Origin of the sequence: Vibrio sp. Of7-15 (assembly GCF_022347565.1) — a bacterium.
GTDB lineage: Bacteria > Pseudomonadota > Gammaproteobacteria > Enterobacterales > Vibrionaceae > NORP241.
In genome coordinates this window covers 14,103-35,482 of sequence record NZ_JAKRGH010000011.1, presented here as the reverse complement: position 1 = coordinate 35,482, position 21,380 = coordinate 14,103, and the positions used below count along the sequence as shown (strand labels likewise).

General features: G+C 42.5%; 15 protein-coding genes and 1 pseudogene. 10 read left to right on the top strand and 6 right to left on the bottom strand.

Annotated elements, in window-relative coordinates:
- Window positions 1-15: 15 nt before the first annotated feature.
- From MHO82_RS13280 to MHO82_RS13235, 10 genes and pseudogenes are all read left to right on the top strand, one after another.
- On the top strand, window positions 16-1,347 hold the full coding sequence (locus MHO82_RS13280) for an MFS transporter (protein ID WP_239184434.1): 1,332 nt from the start codon (window positions 16-18) through the stop codon (window positions 1,345-1,347).
- Window positions 1,348-1,408: 61 nt separating this feature from the next.
- Entirely contained in the window at window positions 1,409-2,650 is a 1,242-nt protein-coding gene (gene ectB / locus MHO82_RS13275) for a diaminobutyrate--2-oxoglutarate transaminase (RefSeq protein ID WP_239184433.1), read from the top strand.
- Window positions 2,651-2,825: 175 nt separating this feature from the next.
- Entirely contained in the window at window positions 2,826-3,527 is a 702-nt protein-coding gene (locus MHO82_RS13270; RefSeq protein WP_239184432.1) for a 4'-phosphopantetheinyl transferase superfamily protein, read from the top strand.
- Window positions 3,528-3,633: 106 nt separating this feature from the next.
- On the top strand, window positions 3,634-4,173 hold the full coding sequence (locus MHO82_RS13265; protein WP_239184431.1) for an N-acetyltransferase: 540 nt from the start codon (window positions 3,634-3,636) through the stop codon (window positions 4,171-4,173).
- Window positions 4,174-4,217: 44 nt separating this feature from the next.
- Window positions 4,218-4,673 (top strand): GNAT family N-acetyltransferase, encoded by a 456-nt coding sequence (locus MHO82_RS13260; protein ID WP_239184430.1) that lies wholly within the window; start codon window positions 4,218-4,220, stop codon window positions 4,671-4,673.
- A gap of 27 nt (window positions 4,674-4,700) precedes the next feature.
- A pseudogene (locus MHO82_RS13255) lies at window positions 4,701-4,799 on the top strand (GNAT family N-acetyltransferase); the annotation flags it as partial.
- 81 nt (window positions 4,800-4,880) lie between these two features.
- Window positions 4,881-5,429, top strand: a complete 549-nt coding sequence (locus tag MHO82_RS13250) for a DUF6817 domain-containing protein (RefSeq protein ID WP_239184429.1) — start codon at window positions 4,881-4,883, stop codon at window positions 5,427-5,429.
- Window positions 5,430-5,459: 30 nt separating this feature from the next.
- The gene (locus tag MHO82_RS13245) at window positions 5,460-5,837 is read left to right on the top strand and encodes a DUF4440 domain-containing protein (RefSeq protein ID WP_239184428.1); all 378 of its coding nucleotides are present in this window, start codon (window positions 5,460-5,462) and stop codon (window positions 5,835-5,837) included.
- A gap of 61 nt (window positions 5,838-5,898) precedes the next feature.
- Window positions 5,899-6,342, top strand: a complete 444-nt coding sequence (locus tag MHO82_RS13240) for a GNAT family N-acetyltransferase (protein WP_239184427.1) — start codon at window positions 5,899-5,901, stop codon at window positions 6,340-6,342.
- 219 nt (window positions 6,343-6,561) lie between these two features.
- The gene (locus MHO82_RS13235; protein ID WP_239184426.1) at window positions 6,562-7,110 is read left to right on the top strand and encodes a zf-TFIIB domain-containing protein; all 549 of its coding nucleotides are present in this window, start codon (window positions 6,562-6,564) and stop codon (window positions 7,108-7,110) included.
- A gap of 187 nt (window positions 7,111-7,297) precedes the next feature.
- Here MHO82_RS13235 and MHO82_RS13230 read toward each other — a convergent pair whose 3' ends face one another.
- The 6 genes from MHO82_RS13230 to MHO82_RS13205 all read right to left on the bottom strand — a co-directional run bounded on the left by MHO82_RS13230 (window position 7,298) and on the right by MHO82_RS13205 (window position 20,276).
- Window positions 7,298-8,290 carry an AraC family transcriptional regulator gene (locus MHO82_RS13230; RefSeq protein ID WP_239184425.1) on the bottom strand — a complete coding sequence of 331 codons (993 nt, stop codon included), beginning with the start codon at window positions 8,288-8,290 and terminating at the stop codon, window positions 7,298-7,300.
- 19 nt (window positions 8,291-8,309) lie between these two features.
- Window positions 8,310-9,086: an SDR family oxidoreductase gene (locus tag MHO82_RS13225; protein WP_239184503.1), complete on the bottom strand. Its 777-nt coding sequence runs from the start codon at window positions 9,084-9,086 to the stop codon at window positions 8,310-8,312.
- Between the two features lie 319 nt (window positions 9,087-9,405).
- The gene (locus tag MHO82_RS13220; RefSeq protein ID WP_239184424.1) at window positions 9,406-11,325 is read right to left on the bottom strand and encodes a DUF3857 domain-containing protein; all 1,920 of its coding nucleotides are present in this window, start codon (window positions 11,323-11,325) and stop codon (window positions 9,406-9,408) included.
- Entirely contained in the window at window positions 11,322-12,449 is a 1,128-nt protein-coding gene (locus MHO82_RS13215) for a hypothetical protein (RefSeq protein ID WP_239184423.1), read from the bottom strand. The genes MHO82_RS13220 and MHO82_RS13215 overlap by 4 nt, the downstream gene beginning before the upstream one ends.
- Before the next feature lie 350 nt (window positions 12,450-12,799).
- Window positions 12,800-13,996: a hypothetical protein gene (locus MHO82_RS13210; RefSeq protein WP_239184422.1), complete on the bottom strand. Its 1,197-nt coding sequence runs from the start codon at window positions 13,994-13,996 to the stop codon at window positions 12,800-12,802.
- Between the two features lie 229 nt (window positions 13,997-14,225).
- A complete protein-coding gene (locus tag MHO82_RS13205) occupies window positions 14,226-20,276 on the bottom strand; it encodes a TcdA/TcdB pore-forming domain-containing protein (RefSeq protein ID WP_239184421.1) in 6,051 nt (2,016 codons plus the stop codon).
- Window positions 20,277-21,380 lie beyond the last annotated feature (1,104 nt).

The following is a 21,380-nucleotide window of genomic DNA, read 5'->3' as shown; positions in this document are numbered from 1 at the left end:
GCGAGTGTAATAACTATGTCTCATGAAACAGAAGCGGTTTATGTGGAGAAAGATGATGGGGTCTATTTGGGAAATGTCGCTTTCTTTATGATGTTGGGCGCGACCCTCATTTCGTTATTAGGTACGCTGATGACCGACTTTGCTTTGGGCCAATGGGTTTATAAGCAAACGAACTCAGCAACGGCATACGGTGTTATTGGGTTTGCAGCACTGGCACCACAATTGCTTTTTTCCCCTTTTATTGGAACTTTGCTCGATCGCTACCCACGAGGGACATTGATGGTACTTGGGCATGCTGGCGCAGGTGTTTGTACTTTATCTTTAGTCTTGCTGTACGCGAGTGATGTGCTCAATTTTTGGTATATCTTGATATTTGTCGGAATAGGTTCGATTTTTAATGGCTTTATCAGTCAAAGCTTTATGGTATTGGTCCCGACTTTAATCCCAGAGAACAAGCTGATTAAATTTCAGGGCTTCATTCAAGGTGGTTTGGGGGTTGTTGAGCTTTCGGTGCCAGCTTTGGCGGCTTTTTTTCTTGTGTCTGTCGGGCTGGAAGGCGTTTTCATCGCCGATGTTGTGAGCTTTGTTTCGGCTATCTGTTTATTGCTTTTGATTGTGAAAAAAATCAATAAATCAGATGGCAGGGCAGAGCCGAACACGGACCAACCAACCAGCACAAAAAGCCAACTTATGTATGGCCTTCGTTACTTAGTGAACCATACTAAGCTCTTAACCTTGTTGCTCTTTATGGGAGCGATTAACTTTAGTGTTGGTATTGTTCATGTTTTGCTAACGCCTTTGGTACTGAGCTTCTCTAGTGTTGTAGAGCTAGGTACTGTGATGACGGCAGCAGGGGTCGGAACCTTAGTGGGCAGTGCATTATTAGTGTTATTTAATGACATGAATAACAAGGTTGCTCTGCTCTGTGGGTTGCTCTTTGTTATAGGGTTACTGCTTATCAATACCACCGTTATTTTTGTCGATCCTCAATTAACGATTTGGATACTGACAGGCATTGTGCTGTCACTCACCATGTTATTTGTGATGGTGGATAGCGTAAATCAAGTGATTTGGCAAACCTCCGTGCCAAAAGAGCTGCAAGGTCGAGTATTGAGTATTCAAACCTTAGTGTCACAAATTTCTTTACCGTTGGCGTTTCTAATTGCTGGGCCAATGGCGGATTACCTTTTTGAACCCTTGTTTGCGGTAAATGGACCTTTAACCGACAGCTTAGGTCACTTTATTGGTGTTGGCCCGGGGCGAGGTATTGTTTTTTTATACGGCATATGCGGGATCATGATCATCCTGAGTGTTGGGGTGTTTTATAAATTTTCTAAGCGCCAATAATTTCGCTTAGTTCAATTCAACGTTATTAATAGTCACAACAAAATATTATATAGGGAATAGCATGCAAGCCTTTGAAAGTTTGGAATCTGAAGTAAGAAGTTATATCCGATCGTTTCCTGCGGTATTTGATAGAGCAGAAAATGCCATTATTTGGGATGACAGGGGCAGAGAGTATATCGATTTTTTTGCCGGAGCGGGGACGTTGAATTATGGTCATAACCCCAAACCGATGCTTGATGCTATTATGAGCTACTTGGAGAAACGAGGCATCATGCACAGCTTGGACAAAGCGACGGTAGCAAAGCAGCGATTTCTTGAAAGTTTTGATCAAGTGATTCTTCAACCACGTGGGTTGGATTACAAAATTCAGTTTACTGGCCCTACTGGGACAAATGCAGTGGAAGCCGCGATAAAGCTGGCTCGTCGAGTAACTGGTCGTAAAAATGTGGTGGCATTCACTCGTGGCTATCATGGTCTGACCGCTGGTGCGTTGGCATTAACGGCCAATGATTATTATCATCAGTCTGTTTATGGTGGGAGGAGTAATGTGTACCACGCTCCGTACGATCAGTATTTTGGGGCAGAGGTTGATACTGCGGCACATTTAACGCAGTTGATTGAAGATACCAGCAGTGGCGTGGCTTTGCCTGCGGCCATTATTTTGGAAACCGTTCAAGGTGAAGGTGGTATTTATCCTGCTTCAAAAGCGTGGCTGCAATCGATAGCGGCTTTATGTCGCAAACACGATATTTTACTGATTGTGGACGATATCCAAGTGGGTAACGGTCGAACGGGCGACTTCTTTAGTTTTGAGTTCGCCGGAATTGTGCCCGATATTGTGTGCTTATCCAAGTCGATCGGTGGTGGTCTTCCATTGGCTTTAAACTTGATCAAGCCGGAGTGGGATAAATGGTTGCCTGGCGAACACACTGGAACATTCCGAGGAAATAATTTGGCATTTGTTGCGGCAACCGAGCTTTTAAGTTTTTGGAAAACAGAAGATCTTGCCCAAGATATTGCGATAAAAAGTGAGCTAATTCATAACAAGTTACGCCAGTGGCAAGCGGACTATCCCGCTCTGAACCTGCAAATTCGAGGGCGAGGTTTAGTTTGGGGCTTAGAAATTCCAGAAGCGAATGTCGCGAAGCAAGTTGCTAATGAATTGTTTGCTAATGGCCTTTTGGTTGAGTCGTGCGGTGCCAAAGACAGCGTTTTAAAAATACTGCCGCCCCTGACCATAGAAGTTGAGACGCTAACAAAAGGACTCGATAAAATGGAGCAAGTATTGACAAAAATGTATTAGTAATAACTGCTCTAAAAAGCAATCAGCCTTATATTCAAAGGCTGGTTGCTTTTTATTTTGATGGAGTGGTTACTTAAATTTTTATTATCAATAAGGTATATTGATTGGCGGTGATAACCTTCAATACACATCAAAAAATATGCACCCGATCTCTATTTATTAACTAGGTAATAACATGGCACAACCCCCGTTTATACAGTCCTTCGATAATCCACTTCTTTTCAAGTCTGAGCGTGTGGTTTGTACTCATGCTAAGTTTCAGGCGTCTGAATATCATCAACAACTTTTTAGTGAATATGAAATAGAGTCACCAGCTATTTTACATAACGCAGTTATCAAGCGTAAGGCTGGATATTTAGCTGGGCGTTATGTTGCTCGTGATGCCTTGAAAAAGTTAACTCAATATAGCGCTCAAATTCCGACGAGCGTAGATCGTGCTCCTATATGGCCTGAAGGTATTATAGGGTCTATCACTCACACGAATACAGAAGCAATGGCGGCCGTGGCTTACAGTAAAGATCACCAGTTACTCGGGCTGGATTTAGAAGAGTGGATAGACCCCAATTTAGCTCAAGATCTGGCTTATCAGATTATTGATGAACAAGAGAGGGCTGCGATAACGGAAAGTGGACTGACTTTTGAAGCAGGGCTCACTATTATCTTCTCGGCGAAGGAAAGCCTTTATAAAGCATTATACCCACTGGTTAAAACGTTCTTTGGGTTTGAATATGCTAGGGTCAGCTGGATAGCCCCTAATACAGGACGCTTTGAAATTGCTTTAGTTTGGGGGCTGAATGAAGATTTCAGTGAGGGCTGGAAAATACAGGGACAATATTCTGTGACAAAAGAGACAGTACTTACTTTTATTTGTGCTTAATTCAATAATCAATCTTAGTACAGTAAATACGTATATTTAACTTGGCACTTTTAGTATAAGCCTGAAAGTGAAAACGTATTATCGTCAATAATTAAAAAGGAAGAGGATGAACATTGTCGAAGCCTCATTATCTGATTTAGAAGCTTTCTTTGCATACCTTAGTACTCATTTAGAAGAGAATGGGGAATCTCATTCTTTTTTATTTCAGCCAATACCGAAAAGTGAAAAGCAGGTTTCTGAACAGACTCGCAATAAGTTTAGAAATGGGTTTGATGTCAATATAGGTTGCTCTGGTTGGCGTAAACTCTGGTTAGCAAAAGACAGTTTAGGAAATATAAAAGGTCATATTGATTTACGTCATCATGGTGACGAGTTTTCCTTCCATCGTGTGCTATTAGGAATGGGTGTTGATCGTCGATGCCGTAAACAAGGGATCGGTGAGCGGTTGGTGAGTACGGTGCTCGCTTTTTGTTATAAGACTCCGAGCATTGATTGGCTTGATTTAAATGTGCTTTCCGACAACTTTCCTGCAAAAAAACTGTATCAAAAGTGCGGCTTTCACACCATCGGCGAAATTCAAGATTACTATCGAATTGACGGTAACTCCGTGTCAGAAACTACCATGACAAAAAGTACGAAAATGTAAGCCCGATAAGGAAATATATTGCAGGAATGCCAGTTGAGGACAAAATGGATTTGATCAAGTTCAATGTTGAAAAACTAAAAGAAGAACACATTTCTGAAGTAACAGAACTATGGCGCACGTCAATGGAGCAAGCCATAAGGCAACCGCCTATCCACGCATTTGATTCACAAGCTTACTTTTTACAACACATTTTGACGAAAAGTCACGATGTGCGGGTGGTTGTTGAGGTGACATCCTCTAAACCAATTGCATTCATAGCTTCTAATTCCTATGAAGTGAGTCAACTGTATGTCGGGATAGAGTTTCAGCAACAGGGAATAGGCGCCTACTTATTGAATTTAGCCAAATCTTATTCAAGTGGTTCTTTGACATTAAGAACGTTTGAAGTGAACAAAAAAGCCCAAGTTTTTTATGAACGCCATGGTTTTATTGCTGGTGGTGGAAATACTGAAAATGAAGAAGGGCTGCAAGATATTGAGTATCGATGGATCGCGCAATAAAGTATTTGAAAAGGATAAAATATGATTCTAAGAGTGGCTTATCATAACCAAAGGGCGTTGAAATTGTATCAAGACGTTGGTTTTTCGATTAGTGGGTATAATATGTCAAAGAGAATTACTGGGTAGTATAGGATAAATTATTTTATAAGCCGTTTGGGTAATTAATCAAAAGTACTCATTAAGAGAGTAGAAACAAAGGCAGAGTCTATGGATAAACAATTTGCAGCGCTTAAAGCCATTGGTGCCGGTGATTTTCAGCACATAAATGGATCGTTGGAAGCGCATCTAAAAGGAACTGAATCGATACTTAAGAGCTGGGGCGCAGATGAAACTTTGCGAGTTGCTGGGTTATTTCATGCTGCCTACGGTACTGCCGGTTTTGATGAAAAAATGGTGTCGTTAACCCAGCGACAGGATATTGCACAAATCATTGGTATAGAAGCTGAAGCATTGGTCTATTTGTATTGCTCGTGCGACCGAGATTATGTCTTTCCTCAGTTTGGTCAGTCTCGCTTTATTCAATTTAGAGACAGATTTAGCGGTGTATTATTTGAATTAACCATAGAGCAGGCGAGATTACTGTGTGAACTAACGGTAGCCAATGAACTTGAACTCGTTTATACAAGTGATGAGTTTAAAGCTCAGTATGGCGCAGAGCTATTTCACTTATTTGACAGTATGAAACGATATTTAAGTGTTGATGCATGTTCGGCGTATAAATTGGCTTTACATGAGGTTTCATTACAAAGTGTGTAGATTACATGGCGGGGCTTGAATGGAGGTAACATGGATATTTTAATTGAGCAGGAAATCGCCCTTCATCAATATGACATTCGGCAGAACAAGGCTGAAATTGCTCGTTTATTGCACCCGAGCTTTAAAGAGGTCGGTAAATCTGGAAGCAGTTACGACTTTCAAAGTATTGTCGAGATGATGGAAGCAGAAGATCCATCATTAAGTCGTATTCACTCGCAAGATTTTGAGTGTATTCAACTTGAACCGTCCATTCAGCTACTATTGTATAAATCAGCGTCGGTGAATGAACGTGGTGAAATAAGTGACTTTGCTAAGCGCTCATCCATTTGGGTGTTGACAGGGGTTCAATGGCAACTGAAATACCATCAAGGAACGCCGTGTCAGCTGTTTGATATTAAAAAAGATTAAGCATTATTTACCCACAATAACTCACAGTTTGTGCTTCAGGGCTTAAAAAAGGAAAAATGAAATGGAATTGATTCGGTTTGCTAAAAAGGGCGATCTCGATGGTGTTTTAACCTTGTACCGCGAGCTGCGCAGTCATGATCCCGTTGTGAGCCCTGACGATGTTTCTTCTATCTGGTCTGAAATGCAAAGCGATCCTCATTCAAAGCTGGTGGTTGCAGAAATCGATGGTCAATTGGTATCTACTTGTCAGTTAGCAATCGTGCCTACCGTGACAAACGCAGGTAAGCCTTTTGGGATTATTGAACACGTCATTACCAGTGAAGATTATCGTCGAAGAGGGCTAAGTCAGCGGGTTTTAGAAAAAGCGTTAGAGCTAGCTTGGGAATTAAATTGCTATAAAGTGGTATTACTTTCCGGCGAAACACGGTTTTCTGCTCATAAGCTGTATGAGAAAGTGGGGTTTCAGCCTAGAATTGAAAAGGGTTTTGTTATCAAACGGCCATAAAGCCAGTTTATAGTACTCTTTGTATCATCAATCGGACTGTCTATTCCTTCATCGCCGTGGACTTTGGTGGTTTACTAAGATTAAAACAAGTAATATCATGCGTTTACATTAGGGCTAAAGCTGAATTACCTGCCTGCCAGTATCTGAAGTAAAAGCGTGGTATGGCAAAGTATGGGTAGCTCCACGGTATGTTATTTTGAAGTAAGGATGTATTGAATAATGAAATGTACAAGTTGTAAGGTTGGTGTCTTATCACCTAGTTTTATTGATGGTTTATTCAGGGCTCATACTTGCACAGAGTGCGGTGGTAACTGGATCCTAGTTGAAGATTACGTGTCATGGAAAGAGAATAATCCAGAGTACCCTGCGACAGAAGAAGTATCTTGTGAAGTTGTTGATACCGAAACCGCTTTGCTTTGTCCACAATCGGGAACCATTATGCGCAAATTCCGCATAACCTCGAAAAATTCTCATCGCTTAGATTACAGCAGCCCAGTCGGTGGTATATGGCTAGATAAAGGCGAATGGGATTTAATCAAACAAGATGGCTTGGCTGGTTCATTAAATGCCGTGCTGACTGTACAGTGGCAAAAAAATATCCGTATGAATGCAGCAAAAGAAAACTTTAGTGCTCTGTATGCGGATAAGTTTGGTCAAGAGTCATACACCAAAGCTCAAGAGATCCGAAAATGGATAGATAATCACCCGAATAAATCTGATCTTCGAGCTTATCTATTAGCGGAAGACCCGTATTCAGCAGAGCGATAAATCTTCGCCCCATGGCTCGCTTAATATTACCCGCGTTATTTCATCATCGATAATAATGAGCGTTAGGGGGTAATTTATTGCGCATTCTGCGTGCCTCATAAAAATGACGGTACGCAGATGACTAAGGCAGGTCGCTTGATTCACGGATTGCTTGTCATCAATTTGAGTTGGTCAAATATCCCATGCATTAGTTTCTCACTTGCCCAGGTGAAACCCCTGTCCAGGAAGTGTACGCTCGAATAAACGAATTTGATTCTTGAAAACCCAATAAGAAAGAGACTTCACCAATCGGTAGTTCCGTTTCCTTCAAGTAGTAATGAGCCAGTTCTTCCCTGACTTTATGTAGAATTAACTGGTAACTGCTTCCTTCTGCGGACAACTTTCGTTGCAGAGTTCGTTTACTCATCGCCATGCGTGATGCCAACGTTTCGATGGAGCTTTTTCCTTGTGGGAGTAACTCTAGAAGGTGAGTATAAACCGCGCTAGATGTTGCTTGATTCTTTGTCATCGCATCAAGGTTTTTGCGAATTTCCTGATCGAAGACGTTTAACATAGTTTGGTTATCAGTCAGAAAGGGGATTTGTGCATCTTCATTGGAAAACACCAGTGTAGTTTCATTACCTAGCGTGATATCACAACCAAAATAGTCAGTATAGGCAGCTAAGTTTTGCGGTAGCTCTGGTAAAACCACTTTTATCGGTTTGATACTTTGTCGAGTTGCTAAGCGTGTAAGCTGTGTAAAAAATACCAATTCGCTCAGGTTCACGCAGTTTGGCAGTGCGCCAGTATACCCATAACAGCTAATATTGAGTTCAGTCCTTATGTCGGTGATGGTTAAATTTAGCTCCATTGGGCCGATCAACGGTTTGTATTCTTGTAATCGCTTAAGCGCTGAATTCAAGTTAGGGCTACAAATCGCCGCAAAAATAGGCACGTCAAAGGACTCCAAGCTCATCACTTCTGCAAGCTTTAGAGCAAACTCGACTCCTTGTACCTGGCTGGCCTTATTGATTCCGTACCACAATTGAAAGTATTGAGCAGGAGACAGCTGTACTTTTTTTTGCTCAAACAGGGCTAAGGGGAGATCCGCATAACCCAGAGCAACTTGAAGATCGACCCCTAAATCTTTGCATAGAACTTTCCAGTTGGGGGGAATGACAAATTTATCTGCTCTTTTCATCTCAATACTTCAACCTAAGCTAGTTCTTTTCCATAAATTGGCGTGATATTTTAAGCACTGTTTTACGTGGTAACAGCGGGATGATCCAGTTCAGTAGGAATTTTAGTGATGATTCATTGAATGTGACTAGTTCACCTGCTTCCATCGCATTATAACCACACTCTGCGACAGATTGAGGTGATTTTGCATTTTTCCATGCATCAACTTCTTCCAAATTACCCGCAGCAGCAAAACCTGTGGCAACCGTACCGGGGCAAAGAGCTGTCACGGTTACATTACTGTCTTTTACTTCTTCAGCAATCGCTTGGCTAAATGAAGTTACATACGACTTGGTTGCGTAGTATACCGCTTGCAAAGGCCCTGGTATGAATGATGCTGTAGAGGAAACGTTCATGATTTTTCCATGGTTACGCTCGATCATGCCTTTTAAATATAGGTAAGTAAGATTAGTTAGTGTCACCATGTTTACCTGCATCATGGATTGTTCATCCGCAAGGGAGCGCTCATGGAATTTACCATGACCACCGAAACCAGCATTGTTGATTAATATATCTATTTGTAAGCTAAGTGCTTCAGTTTTATCAAATAAAGATTGTGCGGCTTCCGGTTGAGACAGATCAGAAGTAATGACATGCACGTTGACATCATGTTCTGCTTCAAGCTCATTTTTTAGGGCGATAAGTTTTGCTTCAGAGCGTGCGACTAGCACCAGATCTCGACCTTTTTGAGCGTGAATTTTTGCAAGTTCAAGACCAATACCACCAGATGCACCTGTGATTAATGCTGTATTTGACATCATAATTTACCTCATAGAACGTTATTTTTAGTTTCATTTGCTTATGGAGGTAGTTTAAGTAATCAATTCATGCCATGAGACATCTAAAGGTGACATTGTGCATTCAAATCGCGCCAATGTTCCATTGTATTAGAATGATTGCCGTGCATTGGGAATATAAGGGTTGGAAGATTGGACCTTTGTTTAGTTTGGTGAAGTATTATTTAATACAATGTATATGCATTTTTTGGTCACTGAGCCGTCGAGATCAATAAGCCAAATTAACCACATTGCACTTATTGATCTCTAAAATGTCACTTTGGGTGAACTTTTCGTGTTTTTATTGGTTGGTTTTCTTGGTCAGCTTGCCATTAAATCGAATTAAAGATTCACGGTTCAGTAAATCTAGAAACGCATTAAATGACTCAATCTGGTTTTGCTTGATGGTTTGCTCAGCTATCGCCAGATCTGTTGTGATGACCAGTTTGCCATTTTTTGTCAGTTCTGCATGGCGATTCATGGAACCGAATTGGTGCACAAAATCTAGATTGGGAGGAATATTGGTGATTGTCCAAATTCCATTAGTATCATATTCGAACTTGGATTGGACTTTCAGACCTGAGAAGTGCTCATCGTAATGATCATTTTGCAAACGCATGATTTCAAGTTCGTCTTTAATCCATGCGTCATTTTCTTCGTAAGTTAAATCACTTGTGGTATCAAGAAAAGGCTTTATGTCTGCATTAGAGGAGATCACCAGCTCTGGTTTCATTTTAGGCAACTCAACAATATCAAACAGAGGATCAGCGTAAGTCGATACTTCATCATGGTATTCTTTGGTCAGCCATTTCTCTCGATCTGCGGATGTTTTATCAAGAAGTAAGTTACGCATAGACGCCGCATATTCACCGTAGAATTTACGTTCTTGTGCTTCTGTTTGCCCACCTTCTTTATTAAATGAGATCCGGGTATCGACATCCATTTTCCAGCGGAATTGACTGTTCGCGATTGTCGATGGTTTTTGATTCGGTTTTAGAGTTAACGAAACACTGTTTTGGATCCAAGCGGGGGTGTATTTCCAATGTGTGTCTTGATCGGTGGCATCTAAACAGTATTGCTGCCCTCGATGGTCAAAGCACATCACAATATGATCAAAATAACTCAATGTCGGTAGGATCAACTCGCTTGGATCTGTTCTATCTGTTGCGACTAAAACAGGGTACGACTCAATCCCAATACGCCGTAATAACTCATGGAGCAAAATAGACTTGTCTTTACAATCACCGTATCGGTTTTTGATGATTGAAGCGACACTATGGGGGGTAATTGTATGCCCAAGTTCTGACATGGATACATAACGGATGTTTCTGGCAACAAATTCATGAATGCGGTGGATTTTGTCATTAATGTCTTCGGTGTCAGAAATGATCTTTTTAAGTAACTCATCGACGCCAGCCGTATCAGATAAGGCACTATTCATTGCATTATCTGAAGTCTCAATAACCTGTTGCCAGTCTTGCGATTCTCCAATGGATACTTGGCCAATATGATCACGCCAGTATATGTTGTTGTCATTTTTGAATACGGGGATGTCGGCACCGGAGCACTGAAGTCGATGATCTGTTTCTTTACATTCCACATCATTGCTGTTTGATGACCAATAAAGTTGTTGCGACGTTGTCCAGCTGATGGCCAAATCAAACTTCTGTATTGGATAACCGCTTTGTGTGAAGAAAACCTGAGACCAGTCAGTTTCTTGTTTAGAGTGATCGCGAACAATCTCATACTCGATTACCGCTAAACTTCCGCCTGTTAGTCCTGGAATGGTCAGAACCACTTCTTTAGTATCGCTAAAGCTACGGGAGTTATCGGTATCCAGTATTTGTAGTGAAGAAGGATTTATTGACTTAACTCCCCCGCTTTTATCAATTGAGGCAACGGATAAAAGCGTTAGATTTTCGATTTTCTCATTGAAATAAATCGAGTGGTCGCCATGATTTTCAATGTCACGTGAACTCGGGTAAAACCAGATGGACTTTACGTGATGAATAACATGATCATCTGTGAAGTGAACATCGGTTGAGCGCAACACTTGTGTGACTTCATCGGGCTGTTCATTTTGGTTTTGGTACGTGCGTGCCACATCAAACAGTTCACCCGACTCAGAAAGCTTCCAGTGAATCGTGTCAGCCGCTAGCGCGTTGCCTGTCAGCGTGAATGCGGTAAGTATAGGGAAAAAACACGAGATTATCTTCTTCATAGCGGTTGGAACTCCTTCGCTATTTTTTTGAAATTATTAGCTTTTTCAGGGTATGAATGTTTGCGGGCACTTAGAGAGCCAAACAGCTCATAACGGTCGTCGCCATTTTCGAAAACCGTCACCGTGTTTAAGTAATAGTCATGCGTATCTTTTTCTTCACAAATGACATAGGCAATGACGTTGAGTTTGGATTCAATTAAGTTTCTTTCTTCACGGCATTGGCTATTGGGCCATTCAGCTTGAATCTCGTTAAGTCTGTACTTGATCACTCCATTTAAGGTCGTTTGATTGTCAGTTTTGAATACGATAAAAGAAGACTCTTGCCCAGTACCTGCTAGCTCCAGCTCAGCGCTACCATCTGAGAACGTTCCGATTTCGACTTCACGCCAACCCTCACCGTGTATTGTTAGTTGAAATTGGTTATCCGGGTCGGTATAGACAGTTTGATCCGGTAATGAACTGATTTCTTCAACCGTATAAGGGGCGATAGAAATATAGAGCAGCGAGCACAAAACTATTGGAAAGAATGGAATGACGATTAACCACTCCCAAAAAGCATATCCAGATGGCTTTCCTTTAAAGTCGACATTGGTTAATTTTTTCTTAATACCGTTCAGACGTTGGCCGAGTACGCAAAAAAGGGCAGACCATACCACCCAGCCAACAAGTGTTAACCAGCTTGGTAGATCGTAATTCGTGTGTACCCAAAACGACGCTGAAAGTATGGTGACGGCGAGCATCCAGAGGGTGGAATAGTTCTCTGGATAGTGAATATTGTGCTCTTTTTCAATTTGCAGAAGAATTCCTTTGAGCTTGTGTAAAGCAAAAGGTTGAATGAAAATGAAATTAGGAACAAAGAACCATAACCATGGTTTTAAAGGTTGGTTTGATAATTGTTTCACTTCTTTTACTCGGGCCACGAGCCAGAAGCAAGTGTAAACACCGAATGTCGAGAAGTGGAGAAAAAACTCCCACCATGGAGAGCGCGGAGCTCGAATGGTCATTGAGTTAGAGGGTTTGTTTGGTGCAGTGTCATTCACTATTTCGTTGTGTTGCGGTTCTGAAGAGTCGAGTTGTGAATTAGAAAGAGTCTCTTTAGGTATAGATGCGGTATTTTGAGTCATTGATGATCTTATTCATTAAGAAGGTATTGATACATGTAGTTGAGTTTATAAATAGTATCACTCAGAGTTATGTATGTGAACTGAGCCAGCGAATAAGGTATTTTTGAAGTCGTGCTGTGTAGGTAAATGTCATCGCATTGCTCCGAGCTTTTGAAAGCTCAATAAGAAGGTGAAGCTATTAAATGATGGTGCAAATGCTTTCACGGCTCGAAAGCATTCGCATATTGAAGTGCCGCTGGTGGAGCGGTGAGCTACTATTGTCTCTAAAGAAAATAAACGGAGTAAGTTGACGAGCCAGTGATAAGTCAGGATTCCTCACGAAGCGCGTCAACAAGGTTGTTAATGGCGATTTAATCGGATACTAAGCTACGTTGAATATGAGAAGGTAGCGTGCCTGAATTATAACGCCAGTGAATGGCACCTAAGATAGAGATATCATAGTACTTCGCAGCCCAGGCTTTGCCCTGAGCACTGTGTAAGAAAGAGGTCGGCAACACTTCCACGTAGGAACCAGGGTTATAATTCACAATGCCTGCTTTTTGAGCGATGACCATCGACTCATGAAAGCTGTGCATACCTCCACCAATTAAATAGCCCACAACAGCCAACATATATTGTTTTGCGAGCTCGCTGCTCCATGTGTGTAAGCCACCAAAAGCACAGGCAGCTTGTAATAAGGTGCCTGTCGTCCCCGAAATACCTGCGCCAAACAGTAAATTACGAACATCTGCATCATCATAAAAGTCATCAGCAGTGGCGTGTGCCTCTCGGTTTGGATCTCGTTCAAACATGTCCACACCTCGATTTCGGCTTTGGCTCACTGCATCAACCACGTTTTGAGATGAAGCTGACATAATACCACCAATTGCATTGGCTTGGGCTGGTCCTCCGGCTTTGGCACGGCGTCCTCGGTAACGTTTATCATCGAACCAAGTTTCTCGTACTGAGTTGGCTAAAACGTCATATTTTCTTTCCTCTGGCCCTTTGAGTTTAGGAAGGATCTTACGTCCAACAGCATCATGAATGGCCAGTTTTTGCTCTAATGCGCCTTGATCTAAAGCCAGCATTAATTTGTCCCAAATAACATCCGCTGACATCTCTTTGGCTTTGTCTTCACTGATCCGCCCAAACCCCATGCGACCGCCAGTGAAAAAGTAGTGACCAATTTGAGCTTTGACGAGTTCAGCGACATTGTCTGAATCATTACGGCGGTGCGACTGTAAGTAAAGTTTCACTCCAGCAGACACTTTATCGACGGCTTGCGCGGTGTATTCAGGAGTATTGAGAGCTAATACGCCCAGTACCGACTGAGCTTCGGCACGACGCTCTTGACTGACGTTATTATCATAAGATTTTAACCTGTACTTTCCGCGTCCTGCATTAAACCCGACATGCTCGCCAGTTTTTGCGTAAACCACTTGGGAATCTAACGTCATTCCCCAAGGGACATAGGATTCCTCCTGACTTCTAGGCAAAGCGCCATTAAGAGACGTTTTCTTCATGTACCCAGAATCACTACTGAAATCTCGCACCAAAAAATCATACATTTATGTATTGCTCCATTTTAAAATTCACATAATTCAGCGTAGTAGACCTTGGTCGTTGTTAAATGATTTCAATCTTTTTTTGTGGGGAAGAGACGGCTTTTAATAATGTTTTCAGGTAAGGGATCACTAAAGCAGGGGGCGTTTAGTATCGTTAAATTGGTAAGGTATGGGTTATTAGGCCAATCTGTGTAAATAGATTGGCCATGAGAGTTTAAGCTAGGTGGATGATTTAGTTCAGCTGCCCATAGGTGATGATTTCACCAGGTGTTGTTGATAGACGATCCACTTGCATCATTATGTTATACAAGTATTCCTCTCCTAGAGAAGTGCTCAACTTCATTTTGTTGGTCAGTGCCGCGGTATCAACTTGTTGAATCAGGATGCTGGTTTGGGATTCAGGATCGTACAGTGCTAGATCTTCCCCTCTTCGTTGTAAAAACAAAGCGTCTGGATTTTTTAGTGCTAATTCCAGCGTCTCACCAATTCTACGGCTTTGAATCAACACCTGCTGATAGTGATCAAGGTCTTTTGCTTCCAAGGCATAACGATAGTCGTTACTATTGCCACTCCATAATAAAGAACGTACTCCCTTGATTCTCGGCAGAGTTTGGATCTTATCGCCTTTACGGCCTTGCAACACTAAATTGTTTCCTCCTTCGGTGAGTGCCATAGAGAAATACCCTAATGGCGAGTGGTCGCTCAAGTGTTGCAGATACAGCACTTGATCATCGACATCAAACACATAGTCGCCACCGTCAATGCTTTGTCCTAAGTAAGTCAGGCTATGATCGGCATCCAGCCCTAGCGCCGTAACTGTACGTCCGGAATTACGTAAATACCAACTCGGATCTGAACCCAGCAGACGGATCTGCTGTGGTAGCTGATACTCGCTTTCTAGCGCTTTGATGGCTTTGCTGCGATTAAGGTGTGCATTTTGCCACTCCAAGGTTACGCCTCTGAGTATCGGCTTGTCCTCAGGGGCGGCATTAACGCTTAACTCAACCACTAGGCCATCACGGGTGAGTAGTTGTAGAGACTGTCCTTGCCAAGAAGCGTTGGTTAATTCACCTGCCAGCGTCGTAAATTGCTCAGCGTCGGCAACGTCACCTTGTAAGACTAGGTTTTCGTCCAGTACTAGATCATCCGTTACGACGGCCTGACGATATAGGCTGGCATCATCTTGATTGTATAGCCAAGCCCATTTGTGGTCTGAAGTTAGGCCCAGTAGGCTTAAGTGTTTACCATTGAGGTTGCTACCAGTTCTGATCAGAGTCGCGGATTTATTGTCGTACCATAGATTTACCGCTTGTCCTTGGCTGTCTTTAACACCGAGCAGTACAAGCTGAGCAAGCTTAGCGAATTGATTGTCACTTAAAGCCTTTAGTTGCGCCAGTACCTGCTGGTGGTTGTTCTGTAGCCAATGGGATGTTACCCCAGCCAATTTGGCACTTTGTTCAGCGAGCCACAGGGTGTGATCGTTGGCAATGGCAAACAGCTGATTTTGGTTATTCAATACCTTATTTAAACCACCGCTGGATTCAGGCAAAGCAATCAAGCTAGCTTGGGCACCGTTACTCGCTTGGTGATATAAATTCTGTTGGCTATGGGAATAGAAGAAGTAGCTTTGGTCTGGCTCTCCCTTGTTTTGAACCAAGGCAAGGATCAGATCATCAGGCTGATTGCTCAAGTTGGCTTTGAACACGCCTAATTCATCTGATTGTCCTACTAGAACCCAGTACCTGTGTTTTTGTCCTTCTTTATTGGCCGAAACAGAAATGACGTCGCTTAGGTCTGCATCTATCCAGCTGTCTGCTCTAAGGTTAACTTCACCACCTACGCCAGCTTGGAAATGCTGGAAGAAAGAGCTAGTACCGGTGTGATTCGATGCGGTGTCAGACATTAAGTTATCGAGCAATTGAATGTCGCCGTTTACATCGGCCAACTTCATGCTGTTTTTGTCCAATACATAGGTCCATTTAGGCGGATGACCAGAGTTAGTTTGTTGCTCAATCGACCAATAGAGGCGCTGATTTTCTTGCCATACTTGACTAGTCGCATTGCCATGGGCGTAGTCCCAACCGAAGGCGCGGTACTGAGCGACAATACGTGACTCGGCGATATTCACCAACCACACTTGGTTGTCTTTGTTAAACCAAGCAAGATCATCTTTCTGTGCCACTAGCTTGGCATCACTTAGAAAATCGCTGTGAGAGGGCGACGGGGTATAAATAAATCTCTGTTTATCAACCTGATAGTAAGCAAGGCCAACAGAGTGAGCCTGATCTTGAGGCACAAAGTTCTCAACGGCCACAAAATCGCTTTCCAGATGATGCTGAGCCACTTCAGACTGGATATGTTGGTGCAATTGTTCTGCATCTTGCCAAGAAGAGGCATCTTCTGACGTTACTTGGTAGCTGCTACTTTCTGGGTCAACAATCATTACCTCATTATGCTTGTTGATCACCGCGATGCTGCCCCAAGATAGCCCTGGCAGGTTGACTCTAACGCCACCAATATTGAGGTGATCACGTGTGATTTCAAGGTGATCTGATGATAACTGGCGTGCATCCAGAATCCAGCGAGTACCTCTGTCCCTGCGTGAGGTTACATTCAAAGAAAGGCTGGCTCCCGATTGCAGACTGATATGATATTCACCACCCTTACCGTTAAAGGCATAATGTAATTTACCACTTAATTCTCTGCCCAGCTTACGCATTAGGATTTGACGATTTTGCTCATCCAGATTCACATTGATATTGGTGTGCACATACTCTTGAGTGATCTTGCGTATGGTGTATTCAGAAGGAAATACGTAAAAGTCATAATCAAACCTATAATCCTCTTCCAGGCGACGAATCACATTAAAGCCTGAATCATTACGTGTGGTTGACCCTGGCAGGATCTGATACTCATAACTGATGTACGATTTTGGAGTAGCAGGTAAGATCAACGCTCTATCACTGGCGTTAATGCTCGCAATGTCGTCATAGCCAATCCCCGATCGGACATTGATCGCTTGGGATTTATCTCTGATCACCCTTGGGAAATCACCGGCCCAGAAAAAATAGTTAATCTCGCCAGAACCTGTGCTGCCGTGGTGGGTACGGTAGATGTATTGACCATCAAAACTTACCAGGCCGGCTTGAAGATCTATTTGGTTGATCACTGCACCATCTTTGGGTTCAAGGGCGTGATATCGGCTGCCATCATCTAGGGTTTTATCCACCAGAGTGTAACCACCGCTATGATAAGCCGAGTCTACTGCAGCGAAGTAACGACCGACGGCTTTGGCATCTTCTGCTACTTCACCAAAGGCCTGCGCTAAAGCTGTAAAACCGACTGCAAGCCCGCCGAGAATGACGCCTGCACCGCCTAGCACGGCACTGGCGGTTCCTGCTCCGGCAAGGCCTGCACCTATGCCAGCGGCGCCAGTAACGAAAGACGCAGAATCAAAGGCTAACTGAGTACCAAAGACGGCTTTTTGCACGTCATTTTGTGCATGAGCCAGCTCATAAGAGTCCAATACCACAGAGGCAAACCCTAACCCAAGACCGATACCTTCATTGGCAACGTGCCCCACCGCAGACAGGGTAGAGCTAGTCACGCTTCGACCTTCTTGTAGGGCGGCGCGATATAAACCGACTATCTTACTGGCATCCATTACGGTGCCGTGAGCGATTTGAGCTAAGTTAATGTAGGTGTGTACTTCCAGCGCTTTGTTTAATCCTTGGGGCAGGGCATCGTCAGCTGCGGCTGTGCGGCTGTGGTTATTAAACCAAGAAAGAATGGCCTGTACCGCAAACGCAGCATTCAAGCCGTCCACATGCTCTACATCGCTAATACTTGGAAGGCGGTTTAATTCACCCTCGCTAAAGCTGTAGCTCTTTTTCAACTTACCTAGGACATCTTCGTAATAATGCTTGAATTTCCAAATTCTTTCGTCTGAAGTTAACACACTGATTTCACGACTGTCTTCACTGTGTATCAGAGGAATACGGTACTTACCGCTTTGTGTTTGCTCTATGTTTTCAAACACAGGGATCCAAGAGTGGTCTAGATTATTGCTACGGTATAAATCTTGTGCCGCAGCAAAAAAATCCTGAGCTAAGTTTGCTCCCTGTAATACACTTAGGGCCGATTTTAGCTGTAAATCAGTGGATAAACTGTCGCTGGTTTGGGCTAGGCGGGCGGCATTGTCTGCAGTTGTTACATTTGCCACTCGTTCGCTTGGGCTCGCCAGATCTTGCACGCTAAGCCCTGTGCTTAAACGTACTTCTGCCATCTGTGCAGTGTCTAGTAAACGCATAGCAAATTCCGGCTGACTTGTATTGCCATAGGCATCATAAAAACGCGCAAATTTGTTCTTTACTAAATGTTCCTGCAAAGACGCCTTCAATGCTTTTGGGGTATCAAACCGGAACACCGCAAAGTTAGGGTCGTAGTAGAAATAACTTATGTTGCCTTCTGAATGTCTTTTACCCACCAACATCGTATGAGCTTGGGTATTCATCAGCATGAATTTACTGCTGCCATTTGCTAGGGACTCAATTTCTAGGTTTGATACAATTTGCTTGATACTCATGCGCCCTTCGTCTGACTCTGCTAGGCCAGCGTCGGTATTTGAGTGCAAATGTCCCACAGTGTTATACACATTGTGCGCGGTTTGGGAATCTGGGTTGGCTGCCGCATCGAATAGCACGGATGCAAACTCGCTCGCTCCAGGTCCACCTTTTTGTGCTATCGCTGTCGCCATCACACGGGACAATGGTAAACAGCGCCCAGGCCGACCCAGTAATATAAAATCTTGTGGCACAAGTTGGGTAACAAAAGCGCCTTTAGCTGTCATATAGTTACTGACTTCGGCACTTTTATCTAACGCAAAGCGCATCGTATCTTGCTGGAATTGTTGCTTGATATGAGCCACCAGCGCGCCTTTTTGCTTAAAGTTCAAGTGGTGGTTCTCATCAAACATCAGGCTAATCATGTCTAGGGTTTTCATGCCCTGACTGTAGCCTGGTATTTCAATATCTTGGCTGTTCGTTTTACCGAACTGATAGTCTTCCCCGCGTTGTCCTTTTAGGCTTTCTAAGGCTTGTTTCTGGGTATTGTACTGATCCACCAATCGCTGATTAGGGCTGGCCTTGAGATTGGCATCGATAGCAATCACAGACGCTATGCCCTCACGGTCTTTTTTCTCCAACCATAACCACAAACGATCCATGTCGATGCTTTTTTCAATACCATCCAGATAGCTATGTTGATAAAACGCTTTGGTTGCATTAATAGCATCAATTTGTGCCTGCACATGCTGCTTTCGTTCACCTGTTGCTTGGTCAAGCTTTTTAAATAGTAATGACTTACGTTCAAGTAAAGGGGCAAGTTCCTCATCGGTTTTTTGTTTAAGAGCATTTCTGAGATCTTGCCATTGTACTAAGGCGAGGTTTTCATCGACTTTTAGGGAGCTTCCCGTTTGGTAGTCTTGATCTTGAGGTATATGCTCAACGGAAAGTCCTAGAGCTTTAGCGTCTTTGAGCAAACGTCCCTGAGCCTGTGTTCTTTCCTGACGAAAAGCTTCAATTCTGGCTTGGTCGTCAATGGTGTCAGGGCGCTGAATCCATGCATCACCTTTAGCGCCTTTACGTTTTACCCAAGTTGTCAGCAAAGGATTCTCTGGATGAGGAATTTGCTCCTGACGTTGGAGCATCAACTGCCATTGACCGTCTTTGAAAATCATATAGGCACCGGCTACCTCATCTGATACACCTTGTCCTTGATAATCGGCGTAGTCTACGGCCATGACCACATTGTCATATAAAACTGAGCTACCGACTCGACCGTCGTGGAAAACACGATAATGTGTGTCGTTCAGCTCAGTGACAACCACAGAGCACCCAGTCAAGGAGCCAGTAAGCAATAAAGTGCCCTCAGCAACCTGTTTCGGTACGTCTACATAGGCGGGGATAGGGTTTGTACGGCCATTAAAACCGAGGAAATATGCCGACATCGTATCCACAGCGGGTGTTTCGGCATACCTAAGTTTGAATCCTTGTGGGGCAGTTTCCAGCCTGACTTGGCCTTGGGTCGGTAGTCCGCCATTTTTGATTAACTCAATCACATCCACGGTATATTGGTTTAAAAAGTCGCGTGGTGAGTAAGTGAAGCTGGATATCGCATCAGCGGTACTGATGGTCATAACAGGTGCGGGCGAGGCATGAGCCAAGCTTAGGGCCTCTGCGCCGATAAGAGATGAAACAAGTACGGCAATTAACTGCTTTTTCATGTTTTGTCCTATAAAATATTAGCTTCATCATCAATAAGGTAAAGCTAGAAAAGAAAAGTCATCTAGCTCATGATGGACAAAGTAATATTTTCATAATGAATTTTATTTAAGAAATTACATTTCTAATAAAGCTACAAGTAAGGTAGATTTAATTGTCAATGAAATAACATATGGCTTGTTGTTTTTATGTTTTTAGCTAAATGTAAGGCTTCTTAATTATTCTTTTTATTATTTATATCTCTTGGGTTCTTGGGTGAATTAAAAGAGATAAGCAGAATTATAAAGCAAGCGTAATAAAGGCATGAATTAAAAATATTAACAAGAGATGTTGTAAATATATGTAATCATGTACTCTAAAATTAACTAGACTTTTATTGAGTCTTAATAATTATGCCCTGAGGTAATTCACTCATCAGGGGGGGCATTTAGATAATATATTATTCAAATATAATGTTGTCGCACCTCCTATATTGGATAAAGGTTATTATTCTTTTAAATTCCATTGTTTGAATTGGAATGGTTATATTAAAAATTACGTATTGATTTATTCTATTTATTACTTACGCAAGTTGTAACGCATAATCTTAGTGCCAGAAGGTTACATACAAAAAAATTGATATCAACATCGCTATGCATACAATGTGGATATATGTCACATATTGTATGGTTCCGGTCTGGTGTAATGAGGTTCTATTTCAAAAAAATTAGTAGTGAGTCGCAAAAAAATATCATGTGTGCTAAGGGGTGTTGAAATAAGCCATGAATTCAAGGTGTCTTTTTAGCTGCTCTGCTGTTCATGTACGAGCAAATTTTATCACCATTATCGCAGCACCATGCCGAGACTGATCTAAGCTCAATTGTTCATAAATCGGGTGCTGGAGTGAATTTTGTGCAATAAACCCAGTATTTAATCATCTGTAGTTTTTTGTTATCGAGTTACTTTCCACAGCCGTAGTAAAAAACCTTGTTAAATTGGTTGTATATTGGGTTTTATGCCTAATCATGCTTAAAAATAATTGTTCGTTTTACTAGAACAGTCTTTCTAGTTTTACTCTGTTTTTATTCAAATGTAGATAAATATACTTGCATCACTTCTTAGCAATA